Raw genomic sequence first — 16,076 nt, forward strand, 5'->3', positions numbered from 1 at the left:
ACAGAACAACAGCTCCTTCACGAGATGATAGAGACCTATCAAGGCTTAAAGATGATGTCACGCATCATGAAATTGATAGCCTTTATTGTCTTTATGTTTGTAATAGATTTTTCCCGTTTTGTGGACGCCATAGAAAATAGCTTCTCACATCTTAAAAGATGGATAACAAAAAGTTAGATATCAAATCTCTCCTTTAAAAATATGATGAAACAAGAATTTACACAAACATTGTTTGCGTGGATGGGTGGTAAACACTATCTGCGTAAGAAAATTATACCGATTTTAAATAGCATTGACCATGAAACCTATGTTGAACCATTTTTAGGTTCTGGTGTTATTTTCCTAAATAAAAGACCAGCAAAATATTCTGTCATTAATGATTTGAATGGAGAGATCACGAATCTGTTTCAATGCGTTCAAAATGACTTTGATGATTTAGCCAAACGACTAGAATGGTTTGTTTGTTCAAGACAGTTGTTTTTTGAACTTGCGGCGATTGAACCAGAAAGCCTTTCCAAAGTTGAAAGAGCCGCCCGTTTTTTGTTTCTCCAACGTTGTGTGATGTATGGGAAAAAAGATTATGTCTCTTTTAGTTTTGGAAGGAAAAAGCCTATAGCATTTAATCCCGAAAAGCTGTTATCAAGGATGAGACGTGTTAGACAGAAGCTTCTTGATACGACGATCTTAAATTTGTCGTGGGAACGGGTTATCGAGCTATTTGATGCACCCGACAGTTTATTTTACCTAGACCCGCCTTATCTTGTGAAGAAGAAGTGTTACAGCTCTGGGAATTTTGTTGAAGATGATTTTGTGAGTATGGCAAAAGTTCTCAAAAGCATACAAGGCAAATTTGTCTTGAGTCTGAATGATTGTGATGCGGTTCGAGAGATTTTTAAGGATTTTGACTTTTTAGAATTAGAGACCCTTTGGACCTCTGGTTTTGCTAAAAAACCACCCCGAAAAGAACTCTTGATTCGCAATAATTAGAGAGACGTGTTGCAAAATCCTATTCCCTCACTTTTATTTACGTGTCCCTCACTGTAAAAAATATATGGAAAATCAATAAATTATTTTGGATAAAAAAGAACATGGTGCCCAAAAGAGGACTCGAACCTCCACGCCTTACGGCACAGGTACCTGAAACCTGCGCGTCTACCAATTCCGCCATCTGGGCTTATAAAATTCATCTAAGCGCATGAAGCAACTCTGTCAATAAAATTATAGAATTTATTTTTTCAGCTTAAAACGATAGCATTGAACTTTTGAGAGAGATCATGATTTTAGAAGTTTAAGGTGTGAGGACTGTCTTTGATAAAATTGTTGAATCCGGATTAAATGTGTAAATAATAGGAATGCCGGTCGCTAATTCTTGAGATATAATTTCCTCACCGGAGAGACCTTCAAGCGCCATAATAAGAGCACGAAGAGAATTTCCATGTGCTGCGATCAAAACAGTTTGGGAGCGCAAAATATGAGGCTGGATATGGTAAAGATAATAAGGCCAGATGCGCGCACCGGTGTCGCGTAGGCTTTCTCCATTCGGGGGTGCAATTGTATAGGAGCGGCGCCACATTTGCACTCGCTCTTGCCCCCATTGTTGGCGTACTTCATCTTTATTTAAACCAGAAAGATCACCATAATTACGTTCATTTAATGCGGGATTTTTTATCACTTCTAAATCTGATTGTCCCATTTGCTCTAAAATGTGCTGAGCGGTTTTTTGAGCACGCTGTAAGGCTGATGTATAAGCGATATCAAACTTCAAACCATATTCTTTCAGTTTTTTTCCTGCTGCTATCGCTTCGGCATGACCTTTTTCTGTTAAATCAGGATCTTTCCAACCGGTAAAAAGGTTTTTGAAATTCCATTCACTTTGTCCATGACGAATTAGTGTAAGTATGCGTCCCATTATAAATTGCCTCTATTCTATTGATTACTTAAAATTCATCGTTCAATCCCAAAACATCGAACATTGAATAAAGACCGCTCTCATGATTTTGTGCCCATAAAGCTGCTTTTAATGCGCCATTGGCAAAGATAGAGCGTTCTTGCGCTGTATGTGAAAGAACAATGCGCTCATTGGAACCAGCAAAAATGACACTGTGTTCTCCAACAACTGTCCCACCACGTGAACAGGAAAAGCCAATGGCGCCTTTTTTGCGTTTACCTATATGACCATTGCGTTCGTTGACACACACATTTTTAAGCATAACATTGCGGCCTTCAGCCGCTGCTTGGCCAAGAAGAAGGGCTGTTCCAGAAGGAGCATCAACTTTGTTAGCGTGATGCATTTCATAAACTTCGATATCAAAATCATCGGCTTCTAATGCTTTAGCGGCTTTCTTTACAAGGTTGGCTAAAAGATTTATTCCAAGGCTCATATTCCCGGATTTGACAATAGTTGTATATTTCGCAAAATCTGCAATTTTTTCTTCTTCTGTTTTGCTAAATCCTGTGGTGCCAATAATATGGACAAGGCTTTTTTGAGCAGCGTAGTTAGCATAAAGAATACTGGCTTCTGGTTGTGAAAAATCTAAAATACCTTCTGTATTAGAAAAGGCATTTTCGGGATTGTCAGTGATACTAATCCCAAGAGAATCTGAACCAATTAATGCACTGGCATCTTTTCCTACAAACGGTGAGCCTTTACGTACAAGAACAGCACAAAGCTCTACATCTTTCCTCTGCTGGATTGCTGTAATGAGTTCACGTCCCATTCTTCCATTTGCACCAACAACTGTAAGGCGCATTTTTATCTCCTTATGATACTTTACTGTGCAGTATAGGCAAATTCTTGCCTTCTTTCCAATGGTTCTTTTTCTTTATAGAAAATTTTTTTCCTGCTTTAATTTATCTTGTTGTACTGTAAAATACTGTTGTTTAGAGTAAGTGATATAAGATCTACAAATTTAAATAGAGATGTTTTTCGTTAGAGTGTGTGATGAATATTCCTAAGTAAGGTTTGCTTATGACACCTAAAGGAGATTGTGTATTACTTTACGCTTTTGTTTCTTTCGTTCTTTAAGGGGGGAGCGTTCTTCATGCAAAACAAGATCTCCCAAACAAAATACACCTATGTTGTCAATTCATGCGCTTTTCTTAAAGAAATATTTATCAATTCTTCTAAACTTATTTTATGATAGTGCTCGTGAGTGGTATCACGAGAGAGTATCCATGAATAATATAACATCTATTCTGCGCCACTATCTTTATGCTTCATAAATAGAGAAAATTAGCATTATCATACGTTTTGTAGCCTTTAATGTTTTAATAATTCTTGGCACTTAGGCATTTTCATTCTTTTCTTTAATATTCTTTCATTTACCAATTCCATTTGTGACGCATAAGAAAGCGATTTTGATTGTTTTAAATGTGATGAAGGTAATGAGAAAAAGGTATTTGGAATTGATGATTAAGGTAAAAAAACGATTATTTATCATTGTATATCAATATGTTATCCATAAATAAAATCACGTAAAAGGGGATAAAAACAAGGGGCTAACAAGAAGTTGGATTGTTTTCACACGAGAGTTGGTCGGATTCTTCATCTTTTAGGAAAGTCAGTTAAAAAAATTGTTATGTTGTAAAAACGCATGATGAGGATTTTTTTATTATAGAGCAAATAGTATATATGTTATGCAATGCGTTTTTTCATATATTGGGGAGACTTGAGGATAACATGCGTTAAGTATTGTTATTTTATTTGCCTAGCTTCTAATGATGCTACAGCTCTTGTATTTAAAGAGAGTCGTTAAAATGCTTTCTTAAATATTTTTTATTCCTGTGCTAATCTTTTTTTGTGACACGATAAGAAAGTGATTTTTGTGATTCAATTATAATGGGTTTTATTCTCTGTTTAATACGATCATAAATCAATGTATTATTATATTGTTTATACGCATGCATAAAAATTCATAAAACTATAAATATCCTTTAGATAAAATATCACTTTTATTTTTGTTTGTGAGAGAAGGCTAGAAATCAAGATCTGCATAGTGAGCACTTGCAACAATTCCGCGGACGCGATCTGTTAAAAGAGAACGAAAAGAAGGGCGTGATTTAATTCTCATATACCAGTCTTTGGCAGCAGGAGATTGTTCCCAGTCAATTTCCCCTAGAAAGTCAAGTACAGAAATAGAAGCTGCTGCTGCTAGATCTGCATAGGACAAGGCAGAACCGACTAAGCTATCGCGAGAGGCACAGAGCCAATTGAGATAGTTCATATGTGGTAAAATATTGGCACGTGCATTGCGTAAAATTTGTGAATTAGGAGCACCACCGCCGATGGCAAGTGGCATTTCACGTTTATGGATTCGTTCTCGTACGATATGGCGCGTTGCTTCATTTTCGAATTTATTTAAGAACCAGTCATTGAGACGGCGTACTTCCGCACGATCTAAAGGATTTTCTGGAAAGAGCTTATTTTCTTGTCGTAAACTTCCATGTGTTTCGTCTAAATATTCGCAGATAACAAGAGGACCTGATAATGGAACCTCGTGTTCATCGAGAAAAACAGGAACATGACCAGCGGGATTGAGGGCTAGAAATTCGTGTCTTCTTGCCCATTCATATTCTTCAATCAGTTGAGTGGTTACACCATATTCCCCAAGAATGAGGCGTATGAAGCGCGAGGCAGAGGATAGGGGAGAGTGAAAAAGTGTCAGCATAATTTACACTATCAAATAGAGTTGAAGAGAATTCTTTCAAGTAATCATTTTTATAAAGATGCTTGACTAGAAGTACAAGATCATTAGTAGCTGCTAGTAATTATAATTAATAAATTGCTAATGACTAGGAATTGTTCTCTTATGCGATGGTTTGCAAAATGGCAGCACGTAATTCTTCTAAACCGATAGCTTTTTCTGAAGAGGTTACAAGAAGCTCAGGATAAGCTGCTGGGCGTTTAAGAAGCTTTGTTTGTGTGCTCATAATTAATTTTTCCAAGGCATTTGATTTGATTTTATCGCTTTTTGTCAAAACAATGTGATAAGAAACAGCTGCTTTATCAAGGAGAGCAAGAACATCTTCATCATTATTTTTGATTCCGTGCCGTGAATCAATTAAGATATATACACGTTTTAACGTTGTGCGCCCCCGTAAATAGCTAAAAATCAAATTTGTCCACGCATCAACAAGATTTTTAGGAGCAGCAGCAAAACCATAACCAGGCATATCTACTAATGCTAGAGGGGGAAGGTCTCCTAGTTGCCCACTGAATCCATCGGGGACAAAATAATTAAGCTCTTGAGTCCGTCCTGGTGTATTTGAGGTACGTGCTAAGCTTTTTTGTTGGACGAGTGCGTTGATTAAAGATGATTTTCCAACATTGGAACGTCCTGCAAATGCAATTTCTGGTGGTCCTTCGGGGGGGAGAAAGCGTATTGCTGGTACACCACGAATAAAAATCCAATTGCGAGAAAAAATTCCAGAAAGGGAAGAATCTCTTGTCATTCATGCACTTCTTTTTTGGGTGATCTTCTCCAGATGGCTTTCAGATTATCAAAAAGCTCAATTTTAACTCCTTGGCGCTTCATCATGATACCTTGCTGAATGATTGATAATATATTGTTCCATGCCCAATAGATGACGAGACCAACAGGGAAAGAGGCGAGCATAAAAGTAAAGACAACAGGCATCCATGTGAATATCATCGCTTGGGTTTGGTCTTGAGGAGCGGGATTCATACGCATTTGTAAAAACATCGTTATTCCCATAATCAAAGGCCATGCACCAATCATAAGAAATGTTGGCGTTGTATATGGCAAGAGACCAAACAAGTTAAAAAGAGAAGTTGGGTCTGGTGCCGCTAAATCTTTAATCCAGCCAAAGAAAGGGGCATGGCGCATTTCAATAGTGATATAGAGAACTTTATAAAGAGCAAAGAATATTGGGAATTGAACCAACATTGGCCAACAGCCTGCAAGGGGATTTATTTTTTCGGTTTTATATAGATCTATTATTGCCTTTTGTTGTTTGGTTTGGTCATCGGGATACTTTTCTTTTATTTCTAGCAACCGCGGTTGTAAAAGCTTCATGCGTGCCATAGATTTATAAGATTTATTGGCTAGAGGGAAAAGAAGAGTTTTTAAGAGCACTGTGACAAGAAGGATGGCGATACCAAAATTCCCTGTTTGTTTATAAAGAATATCAATGAGGGAAAACATTGGTTTGGTGATGAAATCAAACCAGCCCCAATCAATTAAAAGAGCAAACTTTTTGATTTTTAGGTCATTTTGATAATTATTAATAATTTCAACTTGTTTTGCACCAGCAAAAAGACGATTTGTAACAGTTTTTGTTTCATTTGGGGCAATCGTTAAAAGCGACCCTAGCAAGTCAGACTGATAATGTGTTTGCAAACGATCAAAATAAATAAAACGGCTTGTATATTCTTTATTTTGCGGGGGAATAACTGCTACAGCCCAATATTTATCGGTAATACCAATCCAACCTCCTGTTACTTTGGAAAAAGTCACGCTCTTTTGCCCATTATCAGGATTTGGGTCAAGCTCTGCTAAGGTTTTATATTTTTCAGTTTTGAGCGAATCTCCAGCAATACCTATCATACCTTCATGAAGTAAATAGGTTGCATTTGTATGTTCTGGTGGTGCAGCACGTGCAACGCGAGCATAGGACGAGAGATGTATTGGTTGATCACTTTCATTGCTGATAGAATCCTCAATGGTAAACATGAAATGATTATCAACAGAAAGGGTCCGCCGGAAGATTTGTCCCTGTCCATTATTATAAATTAAAGTGATGGGTGTTGAAGGAGTCAGGATTGTATTGTTTCCCTCTATTTGCCATTTTGTATCCGATTGTGGCAAGGCTTTTGCTGGCAAAGACGCACTTGCAAAACCAAATTCAGCAAGGTAGGTCGTTTTGAAACCTTTAGGATTTAGCAAATCGATTTCCGGTGATTTTTTATCGACTGTTAAACGATATTTTTTGAGGTGAAGATCATCAAATTGTGCACCAACAAGATTAATAGAGCCTTCCAGTTCATTGGTTTTGATCGCAATACGTTCTGTTTTGTCCAATACAGCTTTCCGGATTTCAGGTGTCATGGGCTGTTCGATGATAGATGTAGCTTGATACGTTGAGGTATCGTCAGAAAAATCCGTTGTGGTAGTAGAAAGGGCTGATTGTTGTTTTGACAATTGCTGTGTGACGACTTGTTGTTTTTGTAACTTTGCTTGTTTGGGAGCAACATGAAGAAATTGCCATGCGATGAGCACTACGAAAGATAAGCCAATAGCGATAAAGAAATTGCGGTTATATTCCATCCGTACACCCTTGTTGTTGTTGCTGATGTTTTATTTTTGGTTTTATTCGCCGATTTAATTCACTAATCAAGGATGTAAAAGGTGCATGTAACACATCACGGTACGCTACAATGACATAGTCTGTTCCTGCTTCCATGTGGTTTGTTACACCAACTCTCACGGCCTCACGCAAGCGCCTTTTAATACGATTACGTTTCACAGCATTACCGTTTTTACGGGTAACAGTGAAGCCTACACGTGCAAAAAGAGAATCTTTTCTTTCTGTTGTTTGTTCACGAGATTTAACTTCGAGCAAAAATAAAGGACCACGTCGTTTTTCTCCTGTACGGACAGCTAAAAAGTCTGCTCTTTTGCGAATACGGCAGGGATGTTTTTTCTTCATAAAAGAATATTTCGCAATTTCATTAAATGCCTGCAAGCAGACATTATAGGTTCATAATAAAAGTTTCACAACGAAGAAACGATGAGCAATCCTCAACGGTTGTGAAAATTTAAATGGTTAAGCAGAAAGCCGCTTACGTCCACGAGCACGTCTTGCAGCAATAACTTTACGTCCTCCAGCTGTGGCCATGCGTGCACGAAACCCATGGCGGCGTTTACGGACAAGTTTAGAGGGTTGGTAAGTACGTTTCATTTATTTAAATACCGCGGAGTGCGGCCCTTCTTAATTTTCGTTTTATGAGTAGTTATGCGCGAGATAAACAATTTTATCCTATCATACGGCTGTTAACCCATAAGGAAAAATATAAAAAAAGTCAATCTTAGATTGTTTTTCTCTCTCTTGAAAGAATACAAAACACCTTATAACTATCTGTAACGCTTTTTTACAATACTGTAGGAGTGTTAGAAAATAACGATTGAATCTACAGAACATAAATAGCTAGGGCCTTAAAGAATTAAAGAAGGTGTGACTGATTACTGTATGCTCAATTTAAAATATCCTTTAAGATTAAGAGTTTTTTTCAGTTTTTGTTTTTACAAAATTTTTATCAGAATATTCATTAAAGTGGTTGTAGCACAAACGTGATTGATAGGATTTTATAGCAGATTTTATGTTTGAGCTTCTTTATTTTAAGGATGGTTTCATATTTTTAAAGAGATAAGAGATGTATACTTTATAATGCTGAGTAAAGTAGAAAATTATCAAGTGATGAACAAAATTATCAGGTGATGAACCTTGTAAGTATTTTTCGTTCTTATGCTTATATTTGCTGGTATTTTTATAGAGAGGAAAGAACATGGATCTTATCACAAGTGAGGCTGTCCGCAACGTATTACGTACAATCAAAGGACCAGATCTTGAAAGAGATATTGTGTCGTTGGGTCTTCTTTCAGAAATATTGATTGCTGATGGTAAGGTTTTCTTTTCCATTACAGTTCCTGATGGAGGTGTGCAAAAATGGGAATCATTGCGTCGTTCTGCTGAAAAGGTGGTATGTGCTTTGGAGGGAGTGAAATCTGCTGTTGTTACACTTACAGCAGAAAAAATAACAAAGACAGCACCTAGTCGAAGAGCAAATCTCTTACCGATCAAAATGCCCATAGAAGGTGTGCGGCATGTGATTGCTGTTGCTTCTGGAAAAGGAGGGGTCGGAAAATCTACGATGGCAATAAATATCGCCTTAGCTTTACAAGATTCTGGTTTCAAGACGGGGGTGATGGATGCTGATATTTATGGTCCTTCGTTGCCACGTTTGACAGGACTTGTTAATCAAAAACCACAGCTTATTGGAGAAAAAAAGATTCAACCTCTTGAAAAATTTGGACTTAAATTGATGTCGATGGGATTTTTGGTTGAGGAAGAAAAGCCGGTAGTATGGCGTGGTCCTATGGTTATGGCAGCTGTAACGCAATTGTTACGAGATGTTGTATGGGGCCCTCTGGACGTTTTAGTCGTTGATATGCCGCCCGGTACAGGGGATGCACAATTAACGCTTGCCCAACAGGTACAATTAACAGGTGCGTTGGTTGTCTCTACGCCCCAAGATCTTGCTTTAGTGGATGCACGTAAAGCAATAGAAATGTTCATGAAAGTTAATGTTCCTATTTTAGGACTCATTGAGAATATGAGTTATTTTATCGCTCCTGATACGGGAAAACGCTATGATATTTTTGGCTATGGTGGTGCACGGGCAGAAGCGGAACGTCGAGAAGTCCCTTTCTTAGCGGAAATACCGCTTGATGCAGCTTTACGATTTTCTTCAGATGAGGGAATCCCTATTTTTGTTGCTAAGCCTAGTGAAGAGCATGCTAAACTATATCGTAAAATTGTTGATCAAATAAAAAATCAACTCTTTTGAATGGGGGGGGGTGTTTAAGAGAGTTTATTAAAACACAATCATGAAAGACATAAAAATAGTCGCTTCTTTGTAAGAGGAAGTTTTAATGTGTGAATGGAGTATATAGGTTAAATAAACAAAAAATTATTCATGCGTTTGGATAACCTGAAGGGGAACAAAATTGAAGAGCTAGAGCTGTGAGGTAGAAAAAATATTGGACTTGAGGCTAAAAGAAGAAGACCGAAAATAAAAATATTTTAGAAAAATTGTAAAAGGTTGTAAAAAATATTTTAAAAATCATTTTTTGATACGAGTTTTCTTGATATAAATCTCAACATTTCTTTTTAGAAGCATTCATTTTTTGCAAAGTAGCTTCAAGAGCCATTGTTAAAGCATTCTTTCCCCCTTGTTGAGAAAAGTAATTTGACAAAAATTCATTTGTTCCACCCTTTGTTGAAAACTCTTTTTCAAGCAGTGCAAAATCGAGAGATACAGAACGATCCGTTGCTATAGTTTTACGCATTTCATCTGTAAGATTTCCAAACATCATGGTAAGGAATTCTGCTGATTGTTGTTTTTTTAACCCTTGTGTTATAAACCATTGATGGGCAGTTTTTATAAAATTAAAATATACTCCCATAAGTGAACCAGCTGTCATAAAAAGATTAAACTGCTCTTCCTTATCCAGCACCAATGTGCCCCCCAATGCATCAAATAAAGTGCGCAAAAAGGGATGATTGGGATAGATTGGTGTCAAATTTTTGCATTCTGCAACAAAAGGTAATGGAACAGCACGATAAACTTTATGATTAATCCACTCTTCTATTTCTGCTGCTTTTGCCATAGCAAGTACGGAAATAACCAGCTGTTCTGGACGAAAACAAAGAGAGCGCAAAACGTCTTCTGCAATTTGATTGGGCAAGCAAAGAAAAACACAATCACTAACATCGAGCAACGCTTGGTTATTTTCAGCAATCATAACTTTATCATAAGTGCGTGAAAGGCGCTTTGCTGTTTGTGCATTGCGAGGCGAAACAATAATGGAAGAAACATCAAAGTTGCTTGTCATTAAGCCATTCACCATTGAAGCACTGATTGTACCCGTTCCCAAAAAGCCAAGTCTCATTATCTATTTCTCAGTTTCATATTTTAAAAGGAATTTCAATCAACATCTCAGGTGTTTTAACTAACATAAACGCTAATTGAAGAAGCAACACATAACATAGCAAGAATAATCAAAACCAAATAGATTTTGGGCTTGTCAAAGAGAACGGCAAAAGCAGAAAACCAACCAACAACAGCTGCGGCTAATGCAAATAAAAAACCTGGTTTATTCATAAGCACAATATGCATTGCCATTAAACCACCAATAATTAGCGCTCCAAAAATGATGAGCAAACCTGTTGCAAACTTTTCATAATCATCCATATTTCGCTCCTTATAGCGCTCAATTATTACACACTTTTTAACGCATATGCACATAAAAACGAAATGTTTTTTATTGAATATGGTTAAAACGGGGGGTGCCGTTTATTGATCAGATGTAAAAAATGCAGGGATATGCTGTGGCCAACGCCAAGGTAAAATTGCAATTAAATCAAAGCGTACAGACAAAAGGGCATAATCTTTTTGCCGTGCGAGCCAAATATCGGCAGCTGCCTCAATTCGCTTTTCATTCATTCGGGAAACCGCTTCCATTGCTTCAGCCAACGTTGAACGTGCTTTAACTTCAACGATTAACACAAGATTTCCGCGTCGTGCAATTAAATCAATTTCTCCACATTTTGTTTTAAAACGCCTTTCGGCAATGTGAAACCCTTTGCAACGTAGCCACAAAGCTGCCAATTTTTCTGCACGTACCCCTCGATAAAAAGACTTTTGTCTGCGTTTTTTTTGCATCATTTTATGCATTTTTTAAAAAGATTAATCGCTGAAAAAGTTCCTGCTTTTTTAAACCGGTTTTTTTTGCAACAAAAGCTGCCGCTTGAGCAGCAGAATATGTCCGTGCGCGTTCTAGTAGCATTTCATCAATTTCTTGATCACTTATCACATTTAAAGAAGAAGATGATTCTCCTACAACTACAACAATTTCCCCACGAATATGTGCTTGTTTTCTGTAATTTTCCAACAAGTTCCCCAAATTGGAAACATCTACTGTTTCAAACTTTTTTGTTAATTCACGACAAATGGCAGCAGGTCGATCAGCCGAAAAAAGTGTGACCATATCCTGTAAAGTTTCAACAAGACGATGCGGTGATTCATAAAAAATCAAAGTTGCTGGAATCTCTTTTAATTGTTCCAACCGTTTTCGGCGTTGTAGCTTTCGTGCACTCAAAAAACCTGCAAAAAAAAAGCTATCAGTAGGAAGCCCTGTCGGTATAAGAGCGGCTAAAAGAGCGGATGCTCCAGGAATAGGAATGATTTTATGACCAGCTTTACGGGCCTCTTCCACCAATCGAAATCCGGGATCAGAAATAAGTGGTGTTCCGGCATCTGAAACAAGTGCTACTGTTTTGTTTTCTGCTAAAGCCGCTAAGAGCTTTGGACCCGCTTTTTGCGCATTATATTCATGATAGAGAAAAGTTTTTTTTTGAATACCGTAACGTTCTAACAAAACACGTGTTACTCGCGTATCCTCACACGCTAAAATATCAATTCCTGCAAGCACTTGCAAAGCACGAAGCGTAATATCTGCAAGATTTCCGATAGGTGTTGCCACAAGATAAAGCCCTGATTCTATAACGGGTGCAGAATAAGCATGCGCACCTATAAAATATGCTTTTTCACACATGCTCTTTTCTTTTCATTAAATTCTCCTCACCACAAGATTTTTATCCATACTCATAAGCCATTTTGGCTTATTTTTTACCAGCACATTTTTTATCATTACAAAGGCTTACCTTACTCGAATAATCGATTACACTACAATAAGATAATTTCATATTTAACGTCTTAATTTAACATTATTATCTATTTTGATCCGCGTTATTTTTTCCAGTAAAACAAATTCCAAATGTAACCAATATTCTATCAGCCCCATGATTTTCTATAAAGTTTTTCCTTCGAGAACCAAAAAACAACTTTACTCATGTTATAATCTCATGCTTCTTTGTGCTCTTTGAAAAGCTAAGCTTTTTAGATTATTTCCATAACGCCGATTTTTCAAATATTCTATTGATATCCAAACTGTTTTTCTGAGCAAATGTAAACAGCCCCTTTTGAAACACATACAGTTAACTGGCAGCGGACTGTATTGTTATTGATCAAATATAAGCTCTTATCAGCAAAATACTTTATTTTTTCATATTCTCTACAGCTTTAACAGTATAATGAGTACCTTAGAAAAGTTTAAGGCTAAATTTTATCTTAAAGATTTGATTTATAATGGAAAATTTATTATTTTGCCTATTAATTAGGAGCTTTAAATATCGTAACATTATCTCAGCTCTTCTTATAGTCAATTAATCAAAATCATTTTTGTGCATCTTGAAACCTCCTTAAAACAAAGATTATCGCCTCATTGGAGATCGCAGAGAAAATAATGCTGTTAGCTTGTACTTTTTATTTCATAAATATGGAACTGTTCGTTCACAGGATTGCGTTATACCTTTTTCGGATAGTGTCGCAAAATTATTGTTTGATATGAGAGCTATCTCTTAAAAACAAGCCCATGACTGAACAACACAAGTCTGCTTTAATTTTGGATACCTTATTTTTTCTGAAGGATATCCTCCCATAAAAAAACGTAAGTAATAAAAGCGGGGACAATACGTTATCTCTTCTTTTTAGAGGATATTGTGATGCTTTTGAAAGTTTTAAAACCGAATGGACAGATGATAGTAAAGAGGAAAACAGTTTTTTCCTTTCAGATTTGATGTTCTTGCTAAATGAAGCTGTATTTTCGTTTCAGAGATTACTCAAATAGAATATGCAATATTTTTGCTCTAGCTACAAAAGCTGGAACGGCGTGCAGAGCTTTCATTCACCTTAATCTTTCTTTTAAATATACCACTTGTGTTTAATTTGGATGTTGATTCACAAGCAATAGCGAAAGCACAAGCTTTATAAAAAAACAACTCTATAAAACGCGTCATAGAGTGGTCATGAAAGCTATTTTGTTTTTTATCAGGTGTTTTGCTAATAGCGATAGTCTCCATGGCTTGGCATCTGCTTATTTTTACGGTATTTGTACACATTCATTGCAGTATATTGGTAAAGGTTAGATGCAAGGCGATTATCTTTAATGCAAAAATAAAAGGTTAATGTGAGATTAAAGATTTTTTCGTGTCATTATCAGTAGAAACATTATAAAGGGCTTGAACAAGCATGCTCTTTATCTCTTTATCTCACAATGTTTTTTCTACATTCATTCGTGGTTTTTCTTGAGTGAGCATTACTTGGCAAGTGTAGGAGAAAAAATAAACTTGAATTGTACCTCCGTAGGTTTTGCTCTTGGCTAGTTAAAACGACTGATGTTTCTTATGAGAGGGCTAAAAGCATTTTGGATCATATGGGAGAGGGGGGTAAAGTAGAACGGGCTTATTTTCCTTCAGGTTTTCGAGAACCGCGGCTGTTCCTTTATCGCAGAATTGTCAAGAATATATTTATTATTGTTTTGTCATTTAAATAAAAAAATTTTGATAAAAATATGTTATGTTTTTCTATTGAAAAAATTCATGCGGTGAAGAGAGTATTTTATATGAGAATAGAGTTCTTTTTACATTGTGAAAGAACGTATGCAGGAAGGTGATTGATAGATTTCTGATCTGAGGGAAATATTTTTATCCATTGCGTTTTGTATATTTCAATTTTAGGAAAATGAACAATGATTATACATTGGGGAATTACATATTGGGATAGAAGGGGCCCTCATTGCCTTGCGGACAGATCCAAGTGATATTTTGGTTTGGGTCTTTGATATCGCATGTTTTACAATGTATGCAATTTGAAGCGCTGATCATATAAGCCAGATGATCATTATCTTCTAGCCACTCGTAGACAGCGGCGGGACAATAGCGTGTAGAGGGTCCTCCATAGATTGCATACTCAGAGTCTTTTTGTTTTTTTAATGAGGCGATTTTTAAATGGCAAGGTTGATTTTCTTCATGGTGCGTATTGGAAAGGGCAACACTTGAAAGGCGATCAAAGGTTATAACGCCATCTGGTTTTGGGTAAGAAATGGGTTGAAATTTTTCTGCTGGTTCAAGGCATGCATAATCTTCCTTTCCGTGGGAGAGTGTTTTAAATAAGGAAAATCCGAACAGTTGTTGCCACCACATATCAAAACCAGCAAGTTTAATTCCATATTTTGTCCCATATTTTGCCCAGAGCGGTTTGGCATTTCGCACTTTATAAAGATCTTTGCCAATGAGCCCTTTTCGCCACTGTTCTTCGATTTCTTTAACCTCATCATGGGCACGTCCTTGTGCAAGAGCGGTAGCGATTTTATCGGCAGCTAATATGCCAGATAAGATGGCATTGTGTGATCCTTTGATACGAGGAACATTGACAAATCCAGCAGAGCAGCCAATAAGCGCTCCACCAGGAAAGGTGAGTTTTGGTACAGATTGCCAACCTCCTTCGCTGATAACACGTGCACCATAGGAAAGACGTTTTGCGCCTTTAAAGATTTTATAGAGTTTTGGATGTGTTTTAAAACGTTGAAATTCTTCAAAGGGAGAAAGATAAGGATTTTTGTAATCTAAGTGCACAACAAAACCGACAGAAATGATATTGTTTTCTTGGTGATAAATAAAGCCACCGCCACCGGTATTATTGTCTAAGGGCCAACCCGTGAAATGTTGTACTAAACCGCGTTGGTGTTTGTTGGGATCAATTTCCCAGAGCTCTTTGAGACCAAGACCAAATTTTTGTGGTTCACGGTTTTTGCTAAGGTTGAAATGTTGTATCAGTTGTTTTGCAATTGAGCCGCGTGCTCCTTCCGCAATCAGAGTATATTTTGCCAATAAAGCCATACCAGGCATATAATTTTTTCCAGGGGTTCCATCTTTGTTAAGCCCCATATCTCCGGTGAGAACACCAATAATAGCTCCGTTATCTTTTTGGATGATGGGTTCTGTTGCTGCAAAACCAGGATAGATTTCAACACCCAACGCTTCAGCTTTTTTGCTTAGCCAGCGGCAGACGCTCCCAAGCGAAACGATATAACATCCGTTATTTGATAAGATTTTAGGGTGCAAAATATTGGGAAATACTGTGGACTTTTGAGGCTTTAGAAAAAAAAATTGGTCCTGTGTGACAGGGGTTGTGAAGGGATGGTCGTTATCATTTCGCCATTCTGGTAAGAGTGTATCGATACCAATGGGGTCAACAACTGCGCCAGAGAGAATATGTGCACCAACTTCGGTTCCTTTTTCAACAATTGTGACAGAAAGCTCAGGATTAATTTGTTTAAAACGAATTGCGGCAGAAAGCCCTGCAGGTCCTGCTCCGACAATGACTATGTCAAACTCCATACTTTCACGTTGGTCATGCAGAGGTGCTTTCATGG

Annotated in this window: 14 protein-coding genes and 1 tRNA gene; 2 read left to right on the forward strand and 13 right to left on the reverse strand. The window is 37.2% G+C overall.

Features of this window, described 5'->3' with window-relative positions:
* Nucleotides 1-201: 201 nt before the first annotated feature.
* A complete protein-coding gene (locus ACFINR_RS05170; protein ID WP_375652897.1) occupies nucleotides 202-987 on the forward strand; it encodes a DNA adenine methylase in 786 nt (261 codons plus the stop codon).
* 102 nt (nucleotides 988-1,089) lie between these two features.
* Here the strand turns inward: ACFINR_RS05170 and ACFINR_RS05175 are convergent.
* The 8 genes from ACFINR_RS05175 to rpmH form a co-directional block, all read right to left on the reverse strand.
* Nucleotides 1,090-1,174 (reverse strand) — tRNA-Leu (locus ACFINR_RS05175).
* 114 nt (nucleotides 1,175-1,288) lie between these two features.
* Nucleotides 1,289-1,909, reverse strand: a complete 621-nt coding sequence (locus ACFINR_RS05180; RefSeq protein WP_375652901.1) for a 2,3-bisphosphoglycerate-dependent phosphoglycerate mutase — start codon at nucleotides 1,907-1,909, stop codon at nucleotides 1,289-1,291.
* Nucleotides 1,910-1,937: 28 nt separating this feature from the next.
* The gene (gene dapB, locus ACFINR_RS05185; protein ID WP_375621625.1) at nucleotides 1,938-2,750 is read right to left on the reverse strand and encodes a 4-hydroxy-tetrahydrodipicolinate reductase; all 813 of its coding nucleotides are present in this window, start codon (nucleotides 2,748-2,750) and stop codon (nucleotides 1,938-1,940) included.
* A 1,224-nt stretch (nucleotides 2,751-3,974) separates the two neighbouring features.
* Entirely contained in the window at nucleotides 3,975-4,667 is a 693-nt protein-coding gene (locus ACFINR_RS05190; protein WP_375612254.1) for a glutathione S-transferase family protein, read from the reverse strand.
* 139 nt (nucleotides 4,668-4,806) lie between these two features.
* A complete protein-coding gene (gene yihA / locus ACFINR_RS05195) occupies nucleotides 4,807-5,451 on the reverse strand; it encodes a ribosome biogenesis GTP-binding protein YihA/YsxC (protein ID WP_375652905.1) in 645 nt (214 codons plus the stop codon).
* Nucleotides 5,448-7,286: a membrane protein insertase YidC gene (gene yidC, locus ACFINR_RS05200; RefSeq protein WP_375652909.1), complete on the reverse strand. Its 1,839-nt coding sequence runs from the start codon at nucleotides 7,284-7,286 to the stop codon at nucleotides 5,448-5,450. Before yidC ends, yihA begins: the two co-directional genes overlap by 4 nt.
* Nucleotides 7,276-7,668, reverse strand: coding sequence for a ribonuclease P protein component (rnpA, locus tag ACFINR_RS05205; RefSeq protein ID WP_375612257.1), 393 nt, complete (start codon nucleotides 7,666-7,668; stop codon nucleotides 7,276-7,278). Before rnpA ends, yidC begins: the two co-directional genes overlap by 11 nt.
* 117 nt (nucleotides 7,669-7,785) lie before the next feature.
* Nucleotides 7,786-7,920, reverse strand: coding sequence for a 50S ribosomal protein L34 (gene rpmH / locus ACFINR_RS05210; RefSeq protein WP_005864709.1), 135 nt, complete (start codon nucleotides 7,918-7,920; stop codon nucleotides 7,786-7,788).
* Nucleotides 7,921-8,524: 604 nt separating this feature from the next.
* On the opposite strand from rpmH, the gene ACFINR_RS05215 reads away from it, so the two are divergent.
* Nucleotides 8,525-9,586, forward strand: a complete 1,062-nt coding sequence (locus tag ACFINR_RS05215; RefSeq protein WP_375632515.1) for an Mrp/NBP35 family ATP-binding protein — start codon at nucleotides 8,525-8,527, stop codon at nucleotides 9,584-9,586.
* Between the two features lie 310 nt (nucleotides 9,587-9,896).
* On the opposite strand, the gene ACFINR_RS05220 is transcribed toward ACFINR_RS05215, so the two are convergent.
* The 5 genes from ACFINR_RS05220 to ACFINR_RS05240 all read right to left on the reverse strand — a co-directional run bounded on the left by ACFINR_RS05220 (nucleotide 9,897) and on the right by ACFINR_RS05240 (nucleotide 16,074).
* Nucleotides 9,897-10,691 (reverse strand): pyrroline-5-carboxylate reductase, encoded by a 795-nt coding sequence (locus ACFINR_RS05220; RefSeq protein ID WP_375652914.1) that lies wholly within the window; start codon nucleotides 10,689-10,691, stop codon nucleotides 9,897-9,899.
* A 56-nt stretch (nucleotides 10,692-10,747) separates the two neighbouring features.
* A complete protein-coding gene (locus ACFINR_RS05225; RefSeq protein WP_375612261.1) occupies nucleotides 10,748-10,993 on the reverse strand; it encodes a hypothetical protein in 246 nt (81 codons plus the stop codon).
* A 102-nt stretch (nucleotides 10,994-11,095) separates the two neighbouring features.
* Complete coding sequence (locus ACFINR_RS05230; RefSeq protein ID WP_375613510.1) at nucleotides 11,096-11,464, reverse strand: YraN family protein; 369 nt, start codon at nucleotides 11,462-11,464, stop codon at nucleotides 11,096-11,098.
* A 4-nt stretch (nucleotides 11,465-11,468) separates the two neighbouring features.
* On the reverse strand, nucleotides 11,469-12,356 hold the full coding sequence (gene rsmI / locus ACFINR_RS05235) for a 16S rRNA (cytidine(1402)-2'-O)-methyltransferase (protein WP_273790716.1): 888 nt from the start codon (nucleotides 12,354-12,356) through the stop codon (nucleotides 11,469-11,471).
* A gap of 2,053 nt (nucleotides 12,357-14,409) precedes the next feature.
* On the reverse strand, nucleotides 14,410-16,074 hold the full coding sequence (locus ACFINR_RS05240; RefSeq protein WP_375652920.1) for a 4Fe-4S dicluster domain-containing protein: 1,665 nt from the start codon (nucleotides 16,072-16,074) through the stop codon (nucleotides 14,410-14,412).
* Nucleotides 16,075-16,076: the final 2 nt, after the last annotated feature.

The sequence above is a fragment of the Bartonella sp. AP19HLJMH genome (assembly GCF_042196245.1).
GTDB lineage: Bacteria > Pseudomonadota > Alphaproteobacteria > Rhizobiales > Rhizobiaceae > Bartonella.